Source organism: Paenibacillus sp. J2R1T-4 (genome assembly GCF_059692235.1).
The window spans coordinates 57,829-75,892 of sequence record NZ_JCAUBA010000015.1 but is presented as its reverse complement, the minus strand read 5'-3'; the positions used below and the strand labels follow the sequence as shown (position 1 = coordinate 75,892).

General features: G+C 50.4%; 12 protein-coding genes. 7 read left to right on the top strand and 5 right to left on the bottom strand.

From position 1 onward, the window contains the following. Positions 1-18: 18 nt before the first annotated feature. Positions 19-1,485 carry an alpha-ketoglutaric semialdehyde dehydrogenase GucD gene (gucD, locus tag AC58QD_RS22630; protein ID WP_497337272.1) on the top strand — a complete coding sequence of 489 codons (1,467 nt, stop codon included), beginning with the start codon at positions 19-21 and terminating at the stop codon, positions 1,483-1,485. 18 nt (positions 1,486-1,503) lie between these two features. Beyond that, positions 1,504-3,480 (top strand): YjhG/YagF family D-xylonate dehydratase, encoded by a 1,977-nt coding sequence (locus AC58QD_RS22625; RefSeq protein ID WP_497337271.1) that lies wholly within the window; start codon positions 1,504-1,506, stop codon positions 3,478-3,480. 24 nt (positions 3,481-3,504) lie between these two features. Here AC58QD_RS22625 and AC58QD_RS22620 read toward each other — a convergent pair whose 3' ends face one another. Beyond that, on the bottom strand, positions 3,505-4,416 hold the full coding sequence (locus AC58QD_RS22620) for a helix-turn-helix domain-containing protein (protein WP_497337270.1): 912 nt from the start codon (positions 4,414-4,416) through the stop codon (positions 3,505-3,507). A 212-nt stretch (positions 4,417-4,628) separates the two neighbouring features. Between AC58QD_RS22620 and AC58QD_RS22615 the strand changes: the two genes are divergently transcribed. The 4 genes from AC58QD_RS22615 (at position 4,629) to AC58QD_RS22600 (ending at position 10,092) form a co-directional block, all read left to right on the top strand. After that, the gene (locus AC58QD_RS22615; RefSeq protein ID WP_497337269.1) at positions 4,629-5,618 is read left to right on the top strand and encodes a Gfo/Idh/MocA family protein; all 990 of its coding nucleotides are present in this window, start codon (positions 4,629-4,631) and stop codon (positions 5,616-5,618) included. Between the two features lie 27 nt (positions 5,619-5,645). Beyond that, positions 5,646-6,680 (top strand): Gfo/Idh/MocA family protein, encoded by a 1,035-nt coding sequence (locus tag AC58QD_RS22610; protein WP_497337268.1) that lies wholly within the window; start codon positions 5,646-5,648, stop codon positions 6,678-6,680. After that, positions 6,677-7,525: a sugar phosphate isomerase/epimerase family protein gene (locus AC58QD_RS22605; RefSeq protein WP_497337267.1), complete on the top strand. Its 849-nt coding sequence runs from the start codon at positions 6,677-6,679 to the stop codon at positions 7,523-7,525. Before AC58QD_RS22610 ends, AC58QD_RS22605 begins: the two co-directional genes overlap by 4 nt. A 293-nt stretch (positions 7,526-7,818) precedes the next feature. Further along, complete coding sequence (locus AC58QD_RS22600; protein ID WP_497337266.1) at positions 7,819-10,092, top strand: helix-turn-helix domain-containing protein; 2,274 nt, start codon at positions 7,819-7,821, stop codon at positions 10,090-10,092. Between the two features lie 22 nt (positions 10,093-10,114). Here AC58QD_RS22600 and AC58QD_RS22595 read toward each other — a convergent pair whose 3' ends face one another. From AC58QD_RS22595 to AC58QD_RS22580, 4 genes are all read right to left on the bottom strand, one after another. Then, a complete protein-coding gene (locus AC58QD_RS22595; protein ID WP_497337265.1) occupies positions 10,115-11,716 on the bottom strand; it encodes an extracellular solute-binding protein in 1,602 nt (533 codons plus the stop codon). 69 nt (positions 11,717-11,785) lie between these two features. After that, a complete protein-coding gene (locus tag AC58QD_RS22590) occupies positions 11,786-13,105 on the bottom strand; it encodes an ABC transporter substrate-binding protein (protein ID WP_497337264.1) in 1,320 nt (439 codons plus the stop codon). A gap of 42 nt (positions 13,106-13,147) precedes the next feature. Then, complete coding sequence (locus tag AC58QD_RS22585; protein ID WP_497337263.1) at positions 13,148-14,458, bottom strand: ABC transporter substrate-binding protein; 1,311 nt, start codon at positions 14,456-14,458, stop codon at positions 13,148-13,150. Positions 14,459-14,490: 32 nt separating this feature from the next. Continuing rightward, on the bottom strand, positions 14,491-16,503 hold the full coding sequence (locus tag AC58QD_RS22580; RefSeq protein WP_497337262.1) for a glycosyl hydrolase family 28-related protein: 2,013 nt from the start codon (positions 16,501-16,503) through the stop codon (positions 14,491-14,493). A 736-nt stretch (positions 16,504-17,239) separates the two neighbouring features. Here AC58QD_RS22580 and AC58QD_RS22575 point away from each other — a divergent pair. Beyond that, positions 17,240-18,037 (top strand): IclR family transcriptional regulator, encoded by a 798-nt coding sequence (locus AC58QD_RS22575; RefSeq protein WP_497337261.1) that lies wholly within the window; start codon positions 17,240-17,242, stop codon positions 18,035-18,037. Positions 18,038-18,064: the final 27 nt, after the last annotated feature.

The following is an 18,064-nucleotide window of genomic DNA, read 5'->3' as shown; positions in this document are numbered from 1 at the left end:
GATCAGGAGGATCTGAGCATGAGTAGAAATAATGAAGCAAACCTTTATTTCAATTACGTGGCAGGGGAATGGACCGCTTCAGTAAGCGGGAATACAGCCCCAAGTCTGAATCCGGCGGATAAACATCAGGTTGTCGGGTACGTGCAGCTGTCTGTAAGCGCGGATGTGGATCAAGCGGTCGCTGCTGCGAAGGGAGCGAAGGAGGACTGGAAGCGGCTGTCGGGGGCAGCAAGAGGTGAATATTTGTTTAAAGCCGCTAACGTGATGGAGCGCCGGCTGGAGGAGATCGCCGAGACAATGACCCGTGAAATGGGCAAAACGTTCCCGGAAGCGAAGGGAGAAACAGCCCGCGGTATCGCCATCCTGCGTTATTATGCGGGAGAAGGCATGCGTAAGGTTGGCGATGTCATCCCTTCAACCGACAGCGAAGCGCTCATGTTTACGACTCGAGCTCCATTAGGTGTCGTAGCGGTTATTGCTCCGTGGAATTTTCCAGTGGCCATTCCAATCTGGAAAATGGCGCCTGCGCTCGTATACGGCAACAGCGTGGTGCTTAAGCCAGCACTAGAAACGTCGGTGACGTCGGTCAAAGTAGTGGAGTGCTTCGCTGAGGCGGGCTTCCCGGCCGGTGTTCTGAATCTGGTAACCGGGAGCGGGTCTGTTATCGGGCAAGCGCTTGCTGAGCATCCGGATGTCAAGGGAATTACGTTCACCGGTTCGAATGAAGTTGGGAAGCGTGTGGGACAAACGGCTCTTGCCCGCGGAATCAAATATCAGCTTGAGATGGGCGGAAAAAATCCGATCCTGATCGCTGATGATGCAGATCTCGACCTGGCCGTCGAAGCTACAGTGAGTGGAGGAATCCGCTCGACAGGGCAGAAATGTACCGCTACCAGCAGAGTGATCGTCATGCGGCAGGTATATGAGCCGTTTAAGGAGAAGTTGTTGGCCAAGGTAAGGCAGCTGACTGTCGGAAACGGCATGGAATCAGGGGCATGGCTCGGTCCGTGTGCAAGCGAGAAACAAATGAATACGGTACTGGAGTATGTTCGTCTGGGTATCGAAGAGGGTGCTCACTTACTGTGCGGCGGTACGAGGCTTGAAGAGGGTCCATTAGCAAACGGTTATTTCGTTGCTCCAGCCGTCTTCGAGGGGGTTTCATCGCGGATGAGAATCGCGCAGGAGGAAATCTTCGGACCTGTTCTTACGCTCATTCCTGCTGATAGTCTGGAAGAAGCCGTGCAGCTTGCTAATGATGTAGACTATGGGCTCAGTGCTTCTATTTATACGACCAATATCGGCCGGGTGTTATCCTTTATCCGGGATATGGATGCAGGTCTGATCAGAATTAATGCGGAAACAGCCGGTGTGGAGCTGCAAGCTCCGTTCGGTGGCGTGAAGCAGTCCAGTTCCCATTCGAGGGAGCAGGGACAGGCAGCCATTGAATTTTTCACTGATGTAAAGACTGTATTCGTGAAGGCTTAACGATAAGGAGGGTTGGCGATGAGTGCTTTTCCGCTTGATACGATAATAGGGGAAGACGACGACAGCTGGTATGATATTCGAACAAAAGCCCCCGGCCCGCAAGGAAAGCTGCCGCTGACGCCTGAGATGTTAGCTGAGAATCCAAGCGGTGATTTGTTCGGGATGTCCCAGAATGTAGGCATGGGCTGGAAACCATCGCGCCTGATGGGGAAGCAAATACTCATCTTGAGTACACAAGGTGGAATACGCAGCGATACAGGCGAACCCATTGCGCTCGGCTACCATACCGGACATTGGGAGATCGGACTGCTTGCCAAAGCGGCAGCAGAGGAAATTACTTCCCAGGGAGGAATTCCCTTTGCTGCAGCCGTAAGTGATCCTTGTGACGGACGGACTCAAGGTACGAGCGGTATGTTCGACTCGTTGCCCTATCGCAATGATGCAGCGATCGTTCTTCGTCGTCTCATTCGTTCTCTGCCTACTCGCAAGGGTGTGATCGGAGTCGCCACTTGTGACAAAGGACTGCCCGCGATGATGCTCGCACTGTCCTCCATGCATGATTTGCCAGCTGTCCTTGTCCCGGGCGGAGTGACACTTCCCCCAGAATCCGGAGAGGATGCCGGTAAGGTTCAGACAATCGGAGCTAGATATGCCGCAGGGGAGCTCAGCCTGGAAGAAGCTGCCGATCTCGGCTGCCGGGCTTGCGCTTCACCGGGAGGAGGCTGCCAATTCCTTGGCACCGCTGCGACTTCCCAAGTGGTAGCCGAGGCGCTTGGCCTTACAGTGCCTCATGCCGCTCTGGCGCCGTCGGGACAGCACGTATGGCTGGATATGGCCCGGCAGTCTGCGCGAGCGGTGATCGCCATGGAGGAGCGTGGGCTTAAGATTCGTGATATCGTGACGGAAGGAGCCATCGCGAACGCCATGGCAGTACATGCCGCATTCGGAGGCTCGACGAATCTCCTGCTGCATATTCCGGCGATCGCACACGCAGCAGGGCTGCCTATTCCGACCGTGGAAGACTGGAACCAAGTGAACCGTAAAGTGCCGCGGTTAGTAAGTGTCCTGCCGAACGGGCCTGTCCATCATCCTACGGTTAGAGTGTTTCTCGCAGGAGGTGTTCCAGAGGTTATGCTTCACTTGCGAAAGCTAGGCGTCATCCATGAAGAGGCTATGACGGTAAGCGGGCAATCGTGGGGAGACGTGTTAGATTGGTGGGAGCAGTCCCCTAGACGCCAACGGATGAGAGAACGTCTTCTTGCAGTTGACGGAATCGACCCGGATACAGTCATTATGAGTCCTGAGCTTGCAGCGATACGCGGCCTGACTTCTACTGTTACATTCCCAACCGGGAACATTGCCCCTGAAGGTTCGGTGATCAAATCAACTTCAATCGATCCTTCCGTCGTTAACGAGGAAGGCGTCTATCGTCACACCGGTCCGGTAAAGGTATTTACAACGGAGAGATCAGCTATTGCGGCTATTAAAGCCGGTGCGATTCAATCCGGCGACATAATGGCTCTTATCGGCCGCGGACCATCCGGCACCGGGATGGAGGAGACGTACCAGTTGACATCCGCTTTGAAGCATCTGTCTTATGGTAAGTATGTGTCCTTGATTACGGATGCCCGTTTCTCCGGCGTCTCCACAGGCGCTTGCATCGGACACATAGGTCCCGAAGCTCTTGCTGGGGGACCGATCGGCAAGTTGAGAGACGGTGATCTGGTAAGCATTGAGATTGATTGCAGGCAGCTTAACGGCACGGTCCATTTTGTCGGTTATGCAGACCGACAGCTGTCCCCCGAAGAAGGGGCTGCTGTCCTGGCTGAACGGCCTCCTCATCCAGGACTCGCTCCCGATTCCGATTTGCCGGATGATACTCGCTTATGGGCGGCGCTTCAATCGGTCAGCGGCGGAACATGGCGCGGCAGCATCTACGATGTGGACCGAATAATGAAGGTGCTTGAAGCAGGGAAGCAAGCATTGAACATGTAACCGACCCTGCACGCGACTTTATATTTACAAAATAGCTTTCAAGCGGCGCAAATAAGCGGTGGGAGATATACCGGTAATATTCTTGAACTGTCGGGAGAAATAGTGCACACTGGCGTAACCGAGCCGTTCGGATATTTCGGTTACGTTGCACGTTTCCTCGCGAATTAGCAGCTTGGCCCTTTCGATCCGGAGGCGCGTCCAATACTCCATTATTCCGCAACCGTTATATTTCTTGAATACGGAAGTAATGTGGGTTTTACTAAGTGAGAAATCGTTACCGATTTGCTTCAACGTCAGCGATTCCGTCAAATGCTCTTGGATATAACTCTCCAATCGGGCAGCGAGCCCTTTCTCTTCCGTTTCCTTTGTAATGGTTAGCCGCTTGGGTACGGGCAGATTATCCACACCATTGCGATAGAAGCGGATGAGTAGGGCTTCCAAATTAACTTTCAGCAATTGCTCCGACCCAAATGGGGGATTCGCCACTTTATCGATGGATCGCAGCGGTTGGTTCTTTCTGTGCCGCTTGCGAGGCGGTGTGAAAAACACGCGTAATCCCTCTTCAATAATAATCGATAGAAGCTGACACTCCTCGTTGCTTAACCTCAGCGATTTGTGCGCAAAATATTGCATGGCCTCCGATTTACAATCAAAGGATACTATAAATAAATTCGGCGGAGTCCGATGATTGCACTTCAAGCTGTGAAACGCGTTAGGCGCATAAAACACCATCTCTCCTTGTGTAAAGGTACGGGAATGGCCGTCAATCACAATCTCGACCTCTCCTTTATCCACATAGACCAGCTCCCAGAAATCATGCTTCTCCCCTCTGTATACATAATCCTTAGTCAATTCAATGTAATGAAAGGAATAGATTTTGTTTATGGCGATTTCTTCCTTGAGCTTGTAAGGTTTATAGCGTCTTTGTCTTTCCATGGTTCACACATCCCTAGGTTATCATTACTTTACATTTACTTCTAATCCGGCAGCTTGTCAACGAAAATAGCGAATTTTATGATGCAGATAAGGAGTAGTTAAGATACTGTTCGATTGTACAAAAATCATGTCGCATAATCCAAATATTTTTGTAAAAACAAGGACTATGATATAGGCGAAAACATGATTTGTATTCCAAGGAGGCAAGGAATGTGAGCAAGATTAGAACAGCGGTTGTAGGGTTAAATATGGGCCTTGCCCATGCGCATGCGTATAAATTGGCTGAGCGCGCGGAACTGACGTATGTCGTCGACCTGGATGAGGCCAAGGCAGCCAAGCTTGCTGAAGAGCTAGGGTGCAAATATGCGACGGACTGGACTACGATTCTGGACGAAATTGATGCTGTCAGTTTGTGTACGCCTCATCATCTGCATGCACCGCAAGCGCTTCAAGCGATTGCAGCCGGCAAGCATGTGCTGATTGAGAAGCCGCTCGCCAACAGCGAGGAAGAATGCCTGGAGCTGATCAAAGCTGCAGAGGCGAACAACGTTAAGCTGATGCTGGCCTTTGTGGTTCGTTACTTGCCGGCTGTGCGCAAGTTGAAGGAGGTTATCGACAGCGGACGATACGGTACACCGATTCATGCTCAGTGTTGGGTGCTTGGCTTCCTGCCTCCGATGCCGCCAACCTCGTGGTTCTCACGTAAAGAGACGCTCGGCGGAGGCGTCCTGTTCAGCCACGGCTGCCACTATATAGATATCCTGCTCTGGTTGTTCGGTGAGCCGAATCGGGTTCAATCCATGGGAACTCGCGTAGGAACCGAATGGTTGGAAGGGGAAGGAACGGCACACAGCACGATTGAGTTCAAAAGCGGGATGTTAGGACATCTCGTATGCAGCTGGGGAACCAAGGTAGCTGAGCCTCCTGCCAGGTATCATATCCATACAACAGACGCGCTGATTATATTGAGCAATGATATGTGGAAGGTGGAGGTCGTGACCAAGGAAGGACGTGAAACATTATACGAGCGTCCAGCATATGTCAAACCGGTTCCAGGAGGCAACGTGCTGTATGAGGTCAATCATTTTCTGGATTCCATCGCGAATGATACCACACCGGAAACGAACGGCAATGATGCAATGAACTCTCACCGCACAATATGGGCTATGTATGAGAGTGAAGGTGTAACTGTTAAATTATAAGACCAACTTGGGAGAGGAGTAACACACATGATAAAAGTAGGACTAATCGGATGCGGCCTGATGGGAGCACTGCACGCTCGTACACTGCATGGTATGCCTGGTGTTAGCGTAGTAGCTGTACAGAATCGTTCTCGCGAGAAAGCCCAGCATCTGGCAAAAGAGGTTGGGGCAACTGTATATGACACCTATGCAGAGCTGTTGGCGCAGGATCTGGATGCCGTCTACGTGGCAACACCGGATCATCTGCATGTAGAAGCGGCAACCGCGGTTCTAGCTGCAGGCAAACATCTGTTTCTGGAGAAAGCACTGGCTACCTCTGTTGAGGATGGCGCAAAAATAGTTGCAGCTGGAGCCAGGAGACCCGACCTGGTGGCATTCGTCGGTTATCCGTTGCGCTTTGCCCCGGCCTATCGGGCTATGCAGGAAGCAGTTTCCAGGGAAGGAGCAGGCAAACCCATTCAAGCCTGGTCCATGCGCACGCACTTCCTGGATCCGAATCATAAGGTATACGATAAATACCGTGACCATTATTACGATACGCCGAGCTGGTACTTCGACGATGAGACCGCCAAAGGGCCGATCTTCTCTCACGGCTCTCACGATTATGACTTGCTGCGCTGGATGTGCGGCGAAGTCGAGTCGGTGTTTGCGTACGGGGGTACTTATCTGCTTCCTCCAGGCAGTGTGGCCGATGCTTTCACCGTCGCTCTCAAATTCACGAATGGCGGAATTGCCCATGTAAGCACACCTTGGGTAACCCGAGTCGAGTATGACATAACGGGAGTAGCTACAGAGAATCTGACAGTGGTTAACAACAACGGCGAAGTCAGATTGAAGGATGACAACGGACCTGAGCAGCGGACAACCTTCGCCGACAACGACATGTGGACCCGATTGAACGGTCATTTTATCGATTGCATTCGCTACAATAAGAAGCCTCTGATTACGCTGGAGGAGGGCTTGAGAACAATTGCTGTCTCCGAGGCCGCTTATCGTTCGTTGAAGGAAGGTCGCGAAGTAAAGGTAGACTATACCTCTATACCTGGAGGAATCGAGGTATGATCAAGCTTGCTGTTATGACGTGGGTGTACAATAAAGTGTCCTTTGAGCGGGCGCTTGAAGGGATTGCTAACGCTGGATACAAATATGTTTCCTTCGGTCTGCCTCATGAAGGCAAACCAACCTTCGACGATAGCCAGCCCGGCGAAGCCGCACGTGTACTGGAGCTGCTCGAGCGGTATGGCTTGAAGCCTGTCACCCTTGTTAGCACGGATGCATTAGGCCCCAAGCAACCGATCGAACATACTGTACAACGATTGGATTTTGCGAAGGAGCTAGGCGTGGAGGAAGTATTGTCGCTTGGAACGACAAGTTATACCAAGTTTCCCAGCGAACCCCGCAGCGACGAGGAAATGAAGGTGCTGAATGATGCATTCGCCGCCAAATTCCGGCTTGTGGCTGAAGAAGCAGAGAAGCGAAACCTGATTATTTCGATCAAACCGCACACAGGCAACACCGCTGCTGCCGAACAGTTGGCTGAAACTATAGCTAGTATCGGTTCTGCCTCCGTCAAAGTTAGCTACGATCCCGGCAATGTTCGATTCTATGAAGGGATTGATCCCGCTGCTGACATGCCGGCAATTGCTGAACAGGTCGTTTCCTTGATTGCCAAAGATCACCGTGGAGAGCGAGCCGAGATTGACTTTCCGATTCCCGGTACAGGAGATGTGGATTTCTCGGCCCTGTTTGCTGCTTTGAAGGATGTTCATTTTGAAGGTCCGATTATTCTCGAGCGTCTGGATGATCGCGGCGAAAGCTTCACCGCAGATGAACTTGATGAGCGAATTACATTGGCGCGCCAGAATTTGGTTAAACAGTTGACTGCCGTTGGCTTGGAAAGTGAGTAAGAAGATATTGAATAAAATAATCGAACAGGGCTTGAGGGTGCAGTTAATGCCTTCAAGCCTTTTTTGACATATTACAAACGGTTGAAAGGCGGGCATATTCTGAACGCTAAGATTAAGAAAAAGTAAAAGTGATATTTGACGGTTCTCCATCTCCCGATTTTCCTGTACAATAAGAGCAACTGAATCGAGGCCTTTACTGTGCAGCAAATTTGTGTTTAGAGGTTGCTTTTCTTCGTACAGAAAATCGCAGTTCAATTTATGGATCATATATCGCTTTAAAGGGGTCCGGCAGCTTGTTCAAGATACACATCAACGTCAATTCCTTATTTATTAAAAGCATGATCAGCTTTATGGCGATCATCGTGCTGCTGGCTTCTTTCAACTTTTTGTCGTTCACTTTTTTCAAAACGAATATTCAGCGGGAAATTATCCAACATAACCGGATCGATTTGGAAAACACGGCAGACCGGTACGAGAAGCATCTGTCGATCATCAAAAACTCGCTATTCAAGCTGTATCAGGACGAGAATGTCAACGCGTTCGGCAGACAGCTTGCCGCGAAGGAAACGGCCCAGGTCAACTACTTGAAGCCGGCCGACATCATGGAGCAAATCCGACATGACGTCAATAATCCGTTCCTGTATTTGGACAACATCATCGTGTTCTACAATTCGGCTTCATTCACTGTGGACAAAAATGGTACCGGCGACGCCGACCGATTGTTCTCCCGATTCTATGCCAGCGAGACGTATGGAATCGACTTCTGGCAGCAGCAATTTAAGCTGCCATATACGTCGGAGCTGCATCCGAGCCGGTTTTTTTCCGTCGTGTCTTCGGATAAACAGAGCAAGCAGCTATTTCCGATGACCGTCAAGCTGCCCGGCTACAATCATCTCATCATCGGTCTGCTCGATGCGCAGCAGCTCTTCGAATCGTTCTACAGCAACAATAGTCCGGCCTTTACGATTCTCCATCAGGACGGAACCGTTCTGTTCGATTCCTCGGGTCCCGTGGGGTCGGACAAGCGGCTTATTCCCGCGGTGGACAAGGACTACGTAGAGAGCGACGATACTTATTACTTTTACAAGAAGAGCGGGGAATCGAACTTGACGTACATGACGTCGGTCCCTTACTCGACAATTGCAGCGCAAATCGACAAGCTGAAATGGACGCTCCTTGTCCTGTTCGTCCTGTCCGTTATGATTGCGGCAACGGCATCCGTTGTGTTCAGCCGGAAAATCAATGCCCCGGTCAAGCAGATTATCGCCTCCCTGAGACACCGCAGTCCCGAAGTCGTGCAGAGCAGCATATACGAGTTTACGCTGATCAACGAAATATCGAGAGAGCTCATTCAGGAGCGGAACGACATTCACGACGACCTACAGAACAAAACGTCGCTGCTCACCGATTTCGGATATATAAGCAATCTGAAAATGATCGCAACTGGAGCAGACTCTAGCGAGTGGAAAGAGGCGATTGCGAACACTCCTCCATTCCGGATCGTTCTGTTTCAATTGAGCTTCCGCCATACGCTGCTCCATGCCATGCATTTAAAGGCGGAACGGTTGACTTATGCCGCACGCGAATGCGTAGATTTGATGATGACGAACCGGTTCGAACACTCACGGACTTTACAAACCGAGAGTAATCAACTCGTATCTGTCGTTTATGGGGAAGAGCCGCATCAGAAGCTTGAGGAGACGCTGGCCGTACTGAAACCGATTTTCGACTGGGATAAAGACCATTATCTTGTTACGGTGGCGGTGAGCTCGGTTTTTAGCGCCGGATCGGATTTTAACCGCGCTTACTTGCAGGCTTCGGACCGCGTGAAGCGGGCCGGGCTTCGGGATGAGATGCAGGTTGTATGGGAGGATGCTCTGGGCGCGAATCATTTCGTGTTTACGGCAGAGCAGGAGCAGGAGTTCTATGTCAATATGCAGGAGGGCAATGGGGCAGCATGCGGTCAACTGATTCACCGGATGCTGGAGCATATGCACAGAAAAGAAGCGTTCCGCATCCAGTTCCGCGACTTTGCCAATAGCACAACCTCCAAAATGCTTAAGACTACAGAAAAGGCAAATGTAGATCTGGATAGCTCGGAGCAATTGAACGGGATGCTGACAGAGCTGGAGGAATGTTTCACACTCGACGACTACAAACAGTTTTTCGACCGCTTCGTCTCGGTAGCGGCCGACTCCATCAAAAAAAAACGCGACGAGAAGGATCCCGTCGTCGAGTTTTTGGCCGATTATTTGGAGACGCATTATGCCGAGGACTTGTCGCTCGATTCGGTAGCCGATCGCATGAACATGTCCAGCAACTACTTGTCCGCCTATATCAAAGAAAAAACGGGAACGAACTTCAGCGATCATCTGAACAACGTGCGCATTCGCCGAGCGAAAGAGATGCTGCATACAACGAGCCTCAGCATTCAGGATATTGGCGAAAGAATCGGCTACCGCAACGTCACGTCATTCATTCGGATGTTCAAAAAAATAACGGGCCTTACTCCTGGAGATTACCGCAAGAGGTCGGCGCTCGAAAGCAAGGCCGGACTGCAGATGTAGTCCGGCTATTCCATTTCGATTTTTACTTGCTCTTCAAATAGGCCTGAAAAGCGTCATTGTACATTTCCATATATTTGTCGAGTCCGATCATCTTCAGGCCGCCAACGTACTTGTCCCAGTCTGAGAAAGGTACCTCTCCGGTAATGAACTTGGCCTGCATATCCTGGATATACGAGAAAATTTCCGTTCCGAGGCTCCCTGGAGTGAAGTTAAACGGAGGCCATATTTCCTTGACTGCGTAGGGCTTCACTTTATTGGCGGCCTCGAGCGATTGGGGCAAGCTTTCCGAGCCTTTGAACAGCGGCAGCCGCACATAGCCCGGATAGCTTCCGCCGAGCCAAGTCACATATGGCGTCAGCGCCTGCTCCATCGTCAGACCCTCAGGATTGTTGGTAATCTTCTCCACATAACGGAGTTCCCCGTCCTCCGTCTCTTCGTAGCTTACGGGCGGAACTCCCATAAAGAACAGCTTGCTGCCTTCCTCGCTGAAGAAATAATCGATCCATCTGAGCGTCGCTTCGGGATGCTTGTTTTTGCTCGTAATCGCGAAGGCGCCTACGTGGACAAGCGGGGCTTTCACGTGGGAATACAGTCTGTCGCCGTGAGGTCCTTGCAGGGCGGGCGTTCCGACGTAACCGGTCTGCTTCATCAACGTAACCGGATTCGGTATGACCATGGAACCGTACAAGCCCTGTGCCCCTCTAGCATAAAACTCGCTGCTTCCGATCGTAAAGATGTCTTTCTCGATCAGCTCTTCGGCATAAAGCTTATGTATGTACTCCAGAACCTCTTTGTATGCGGGATCGGTGGGAATGAACCGGAGACGCCCCGTCGATTCGTCCCAATCCACAAACGTATTGGCCAGCCCACGGTTGCCAAGCCCCCAAGCCCCCTTCAACTGATGGATCAGCACGTTGATTCCGATGCTCCCAAAAGGAACTTCGTCCGCGGTGCCGTTGCCGTTCGGGTCGCCGTTCTTCACAGCCTTCAAGTAAGCATACCATTCGTCGGTTGTTTGCGGCTCGGACAAATGCAGCGCATCAAGCCAGTCCTTATGGATCCACAGCGGCGTTCCGATTAGCATGGACAAAAATTCCGGGTCGTAAAACGAAGGGATCGAGTATATATTGCCATCCGGCATCGTCAAGGCGTTCCGCAAGTCCGGATAATGGTCCAACAAACGCTTGATATTCGGGGCGTACTTATCGATCATGTCGTTCAGCTCGATCAGTATTCCGTCTTTTCCGTATTTCATCAGCTCGGAAACGGTCAAACGGGCTGCATAGAAAGCATCCGGGTAATTTCCGGTCGCCAGCGCCATCCTTCTTGCCTTTCCCAAATTTTCGAAGGGAACAAGCTGAAACTGTATGTTTATGTTGGTCATCTCGGCGTAGCGCTTCCAGAGCAGTACTTCGTTCCAATTGGAGGCACTGGTAGCCGATTTGCCAGTCAGAAACGTCAGCTCCACCGGCTTGTTCATAATCGGCATGCCTTGCGGAAGCAGAAGGGGCGGCCCTTCTGCCGTGTCCGCCCTATTCGTGTGTTTGCTGCCGGTCCACACGAGCGAGCAAGCAACAATTAGCAATGCCGCTGTCGCCAAGATCCACTTTTTGGCCTGACCCATGATTCTCCCCCCGCTTCCGTTCGACAATTTCCGCTCTCTACGTTAGCATTATACCAGAATTGTGTGAACTCATTTGCCTTGACCCGCAATATATTTATCCATCAGCTCGTCGTAACTGCGTATAGCGGTATTCACATCGACTTTGTTTTTGACAACCTGGGTCATGACCTTCGTAATCTCGTTAAATGCTTTATTCGCATGGATCGTGGATGGGAACGGCTTGGTCGGCGCGGATTTGAATATCGCCTGGACGTTTTTCCCTTTCAGGAAATCGAGGTTTTTGCCGAACTCGTCCTGATACTTCTTATCCTTCAACACGGAAACCCTTCCGTTGCGGGCCATGTCAAGCTGAACTTCCTCGGATACGACCGTGTTGATGACCTGAACAGCCGCTTCCTTATGCTTGCTGCTACTCGGTACGACCATGACGTGAAGGTCGATCTGGGTGCCGACGCCTGGCTTATCCTGCCATGTCGGGTAGGAGGCCAGATCCCAGTTCGGGAACAGGTCCTTCACTTCGGCGAGGTTCGGAAGCCAGTTCAAGCCAGCGAGCATGGCGAGCTTGCGGTCCTTGACGAAAGCGTTGACGCCCGAGCTGAACGTTTGAATGGTCGAGTTGCCGGGAATTTCATATACGTCCTTGGCCATTTGCACGACTTTCTTCCATTCGTCGGTGTTGCCGAGCGATTTGAACGTCTTCGGGTCTACGAGCGGCAGCCCGAGCTGCGAGCCTGCCCGGTATATAGAATCGGGTTCGAATCCCCTGTACTGTACACCGTCTTCCATCCTCGTTACTTTTTTGGCGAGCTCGGTCACTTCTTGCCAGGTCATGCCGTCTTTCGGGTAGGGCGCGCCGAACTTGTCGAAAATATCCTTGTTGTAATACAGCGCATTAAAATGCATCGTATACGGAACGCCGATCAAATAGCTGTTCTCGCTCGTAATTTTGACCGCTTCGAGCGCCGTCGGATTGAATTGGTTCAGATCAATTTTCGCCGCTTTGATCGATTCGGTCAAATCCTGTTCGGCATTGAGCCTTTTTAGATCCGGAAGCAGCAGCGAAGTATGGAAAATGATATCCGGTAGCGAACCTGAGGCCACCAAATTTTCGAACGAATTGGTTTTATCGTCCAACACGACCCGGCTGATCGTAATGTGCGGATATTTCTTGCCTACCGGCTGCACGATGTAGCGCTGAATTTCATCTTCGGTCAAATAGCCCGTCGCTCTGATCCCGATCGTAACCGTTACCGGATCCGGGTTTTTCACTTCCTTGTTCGATGGCTGACTTTGGCCCCCTGAAGCGGCCTTGTCGCCTGCTCCGCCGCACCCTGCCAGTATCGTCGTTGTCAATAAGCTTGCTGCCAGCAAAGAAATCCACTTTTTCATCTCTATTAATCCTCCCGATAGCTTTAGTAAAATAGTCGTAGGTTATTTCGGTTTATTTGTCTCGATATATTTATCCATCAATTCATCATAATTGCGGAGCGCGGTATTGATATCCACCTTGTTTTTGACGACCGTGGTCATCACTTTGGTTATCTCGTTAAAAGACTTGCTTCCGTGTATCGTTGGCGGAAACGGCTTCGCTGGAGTCGTTTTGAAGATCGCCTGCACATTTTTCCCCTGCACGTGATCCATTTTCTTACCGAATTCATCCTGGAATTTCTTGTCTTTCAGCACGGAAAGCTTGCCATTGTGAGCCATATCCAGCTGTACTTCGTCCGATACGACAACACTCGCCACTTGAAGCGCCGCATCTTTATGCAAGCTCACGGACGGAATAATCATCAAATGAAGATCGAACTGCGTTCCGACTCCGGGCAATTCCGGCCAAGTGGGATAAGAAACGAGATCCCAATTGGTAAATTCGTTCTTCACCTGCGCAAAGTCGGCCAGCGGGTTCACGCTCGCAAGCATGGCCAGCTTTCGATCCCTGGTAAAAGCTTTCATACCGCTGGTGAACGTTTGAATGTTGCCGTTGCCGGGAATTTCATATATTCCCTTTACCATCTCGACAACTTTTTTCCAGTTATCCGTATTGCCGATCGATTTGAACGTCTTCGGATCAATCAAAGGAAGTCCGAGCTGCGAGCCTGCCCGAAAGACGGAATCGGGCTCCAGCCCCCTGTACTGCTCGCCGTCTTCAAATCGCGTCAATTTTTTGGCGAGCTCCGTTACCTCCGGCCAGGTCATGCCGTCCTTCGGATAAGCAACGCCGAATTTATCGAAAATATCTTTGTTGTAGTACAAAGAGTTATACAGGTAGGTGTACGGGATCGCGATCAGAGCATCCTTCTCGCTGGCCAGCTTGACTGCCTCAAGCGTTGCGGGATTGAACCGACCGGTATCCAATTTGCTCTTTTGGATCGATTCGCTCAAATCTTGTTCCAGTCCTAATCGTTTCATATCCCCGAGGAGTAAGGACGTATGTACGATAATATCCGGCACCTCGCTCCGCACAACCAAATTGTCGAACGAGTTCGCTTTATCGTCGAGAACGATTTTATTAATTGTAATATGGGGGTACTTTTTCTTCGTAGGCTCCACGAAATACCGCTCAATCTCTTCATCCGACAAATACCCGGGCCGTACGCCGAGCGTGACGGTAACCGGTTCCTGACTTACAACTTGATTGCTTGCCCCCGCAGGATCCGCTTGCTCCTTTTTACCGGAGCATCCTGCTAATACGGCGCACGCTGCAGCCACGATAACAAGGCTTCTGAACTGTTTTCCGATCATTCTTATTCCCCCTTCATATCCGTCACATAACTTCATTGGATCTTTCTTGTCGTTAGCGAACCGGCATCATCCACCGACACCTTAAAGCAGGAGCCGTTCGGAGAGTACAGGCAATACGAGTCGGAAGATGTTGTTGAACTATTGCGATAATTGCCTGAGACGCCTTCAACTATATTGTTGAACGTATCTATATTTTTGCAGCTGACCGTAATTTGGATCCCATAACGGTTCGGGTTACCGTTAACCGCCTTTCTTACGGTGTTGTTGTGAATGGATCCGTTCTCTACTTTGCTGCTCAGCATAATGCCGTCATAACGGTTGGTTTCGCCGGCGCTGACGGAATCCATGACATTGTGATGGATGGTGATACCGGTGATTTCGTTCAATAGAATCCCGTACGAACCGCAATTTTTAATATCGTTGCCATGAACGGACATATTGGATCCTTTGGCCAGCCAAATGCCATCCGTACTCGCGACTTCGATCCGGTTGCCCGCTACTTGGCAATCCAGTGTATTCTCGGTATAAATACCGCGTCTTACATTGTTTATTATGTTCCCTTGTAGTTGAACATTTTTACACCATGACGTTGTAATTGCCGTTTTATCAGTGAATACATCGCGTACGATATTATTGGTAATTGCAATATCTTGCGCGAACACCTGTGCTGCACCATAACAACTTATTGCGGCGAACTGCGTCGTCCCTGCAATCAAATTATCGGAAATCATGATCCGACTCCCTGCTTGCGATGTTACGCGCTGAATCCCGTCCTTGTCCTTGGTTGATTCGCTGTTCGGACTTGGCGTGCTTACTGTAATCCCTCCGCCGCAGCGCAGCATCGTATTGCCTTGGACAATACAGTCGTTCCACTTGAATAACCGGATCGCCCAATACGTCAGCCCGTCGAATGTATTGTTAACGATCTTAATGTTATGCGCCCATACGTCGTGAATCGCGCCATGCGTCCCTACTCCCGCAGGCCAGGCGGCCGTTCCCTCCGTTCCGCTTGGACCAAAGTAGCAGTCTCGTACGGTAATGTTTCGGCTTGGAGTGCCGTCATATTTGCCGAAAGCAGTGAAACCGAGCTTAGTCATCGCGTCGATTTGAATGGCTTCCGAGTAGTAACGCGAGCCGTCGGCGGCATTTTTGTACCCGAGAAACTTGCAGTTGTGCACCAGCACATTGCTGCTTGCATTGATATCGAGAGCGTGTGCCCAAGAAATGTCCTTGATCGTGATATCGCGGATCGTCACATTGTTCGCATGGGCTATATTGATCCCATTAAACGCGTCGGGATACTGAATGATATTCCCATCGAGCATACCGCCTTCGATGATAATATTGCCTTGGCCTTCGTAACGATCATACTGGGCTCCATAGTCCCCATTGAGGAAGAAGCTGTCATTGTGAAATCGTTTCATAACCGCATTGTGATTCAGCGACAATCGGGTGTTGCCGTAAATCAGCAGTATCTTGGTCACTTTGTATATGCCTTTCGGAACAACAACGGTGATTCCGCTATTCGTTTTACTCAGATTCAGCACCTGTTGAAACGCGATCGTGTCGTCTGCCACCCCGTCGCCTTTGGCTCCCCACCACTGTGGATAAAGGTCGCGGGCGCCAAAAGTTCCGCCAATGTCTCCATTGCCTGTGAAAATTTGTGACAACGCGGCCTCAATAGGCCCATTCAGCATCAAGGCTACCCCTGATCCCGGAGCCAGCATCGCCCCTTGATCGAACAGTAACCGAACGGAGGGAGGGAACGTCAAGTTCGAACCGATTAGATAAGTCCCTTTTGGAAAATAAAGCGTCGCACCTTCAACCGAATCGAGCTGCCGAATGATTGTATCCATTGAAGTGTAATCGTCTTTGACGCCATCACCTTTTGCCCCGTAATCTTTTACGTTAATCCAATCGATATGTACAGATGGTTTTGCTTTAATCTCTTTCTCCTTATTGTCGCCGTATACATTTTCGGACACGGATGTTTGAGCCTTCGCCGAACCATACAGACCGCCGACCAATAAGCTTTGCGATGCCAAAACGACCCCGGCTGCACCTAACCCGGCAAGGAGCTTTCTTCGAGTGAGCTTTTCCTGATTTTGACTAATGTTCTATCCCTCCATGATCTGGTTATAGGGAGACCCCATCATATTGGCCTGTCTCCTGTACCGATACTTCCCCCACAGTATAAGCTGCCAAACGGAACTCCCCTATACACACCTTCCACGATACCTTGCAAATGTCGGGCCGATCGTAACGGTTGAACACATTCGTAACAAATGGCAACTCTCGCCGCACGAAATAACGCCACATTCAGCTTGTTAACGGCACCGATTCACCTCGGATTGCTGGCTGGAAAACCTGTTGGATAGAAAAGGTGCTGTTAATTCCGACGAATCCGGCCCTTTTCCAAATAGCGTTTCGAGGCATGATCGGGCAGAGACTGGCTTCCCCCAAAGAACTGTACAGAATGCGGAAAAGTGTCAAGGGCAGGAAGGTGGAGCGGAGAAACGAAGTGGTTGCCTTTGTGTCTGGGTTCCAACCTCTAAAAGTTTAATCCAGGGAACCCAGGCACAACAGCAATCGTAGCCCGCTTTCCTGCCCTCCCCCCGCCTAACTGAACACTACCGTCAGAGGACCGTCCGCAAGGACGGTTATTCTTAATATACAAACCAATTGCACGCCCACCGTGTCACGTTATACGTTACAGAGTATTGCGATGTGTTATAATATGTTTAAAAGCGGGAAGTTTAGATGAAAAGGAGTAGGTACAACATGATAAGTGAACAGGAAGAAACGAATAAAGAGGCTCCCTATTACAGAATTCAATCCGTTGATCGGACGTTGAACCTATTGAAATGTTTTATTACGGAGAAGCGCGCCTTAGGGGTAAGCGAATTAGCTCGAATGCTGAACCTGAACAAGAGCGCTGTTCACCGTTTTCTGCTGACGTTGAAGGATCATGGGTTTGTGCAACAGTTAAAAGATTCCGATCGATACATAATTGGTCCTACGGCTTTCGAGCTTGGCTCCGTCTACACCAACTCCACAGACTTGACGGTTGAAGGCAAGAAGGTGCTTGTAGAACTTGTGCAGCAGACCGGATATATGGCTCATCTGGCTATTCTGGACCATAACAGTGTTCTGTACCTGGTAAATGTAGAACCGGATCATCAGCAATATTTATTCGGTGCGGTGGGTCAACGGAGAGTGGTCTACAATACAGCTTTGGGAAAAAGCTTGACGGCTTGGCTTCCTGAAACTCGAGTAAGGGAAATATTGAAATCTTGTACATTTCAAAAAATGACAATCCATACGATCGGCTCCATTGAACAATATCTGGAAGAGCTTGAAACCGTTCGGCAGGTCGGATTTGCGGTAGATCGAGAGGAGTCTTCGATAGGCGTACATTGTATATCTGCACCAGTCCGAAGTAAGCGGGGGGAAGTGATTGCAGCGATAAGTGTAAGCGGTTTCGGTATGGACCAACAAAAAATCAATGAAATTGGTCTCTCCGTAAAGAGCTATGCTGCTCAATTATCTCGAAGAATGGGTAGTGTGGAGGATTTGTAACGTCAAACCGCCTGTTCCAAAAGATGT

What these genes read in the sequence shown, in the direction of transcription:
- AC58QD_RS22620 (WP_497337270.1), bottom strand. Translation starts at nt 4,416, where the DNA reads ATGGAAAGACAAAGACGCTATAAACCTTACAAGCTCAAGGAAGAAATC.
- gucD (WP_497337272.1), top strand. Translation starts at nt 19, where the DNA reads ATGAGTAGAAATAATGAAGCAAACCTTTATTTCAATTACGTGGCAGGG.
- AC58QD_RS22575 (WP_497337261.1), top strand. Translation starts at nt 17,240, where the DNA reads ATGATAAGTGAACAGGAAGAAACGAATAAAGAGGCTCCCTATTACAGA.
- AC58QD_RS22610 (WP_497337268.1), top strand. Translation starts at nt 5,646, where the DNA reads ATGATAAAAGTAGGACTAATCGGATGCGGCCTGATGGGAGCACTGCAC.
- AC58QD_RS22625 (WP_497337271.1), top strand. Translation starts at nt 1,504, where the DNA reads ATGAGTGCTTTTCCGCTTGATACGATAATAGGGGAAGACGACGACAGC.
- AC58QD_RS22585 (WP_497337263.1), bottom strand. Translation starts at nt 14,458, where the DNA reads ATGATCGGAAAACAGTTCAGAAGCCTTGTTATCGTGGCTGCAGCGTGC.
- AC58QD_RS22590 (WP_497337264.1), bottom strand. Translation starts at nt 13,105, where the DNA reads ATGAAAAAGTGGATTTCTTTGCTGGCAGCAAGCTTATTGACAACGACG.
- AC58QD_RS22605 (WP_497337267.1), top strand. Translation starts at nt 6,677, where the DNA reads ATGATCAAGCTTGCTGTTATGACGTGGGTGTACAATAAAGTGTCCTTT.
- AC58QD_RS22595 (WP_497337265.1), bottom strand. Translation starts at nt 11,716, where the DNA reads ATGGGTCAGGCCAAAAAGTGGATCTTGGCGACAGCGGCATTGCTAATT.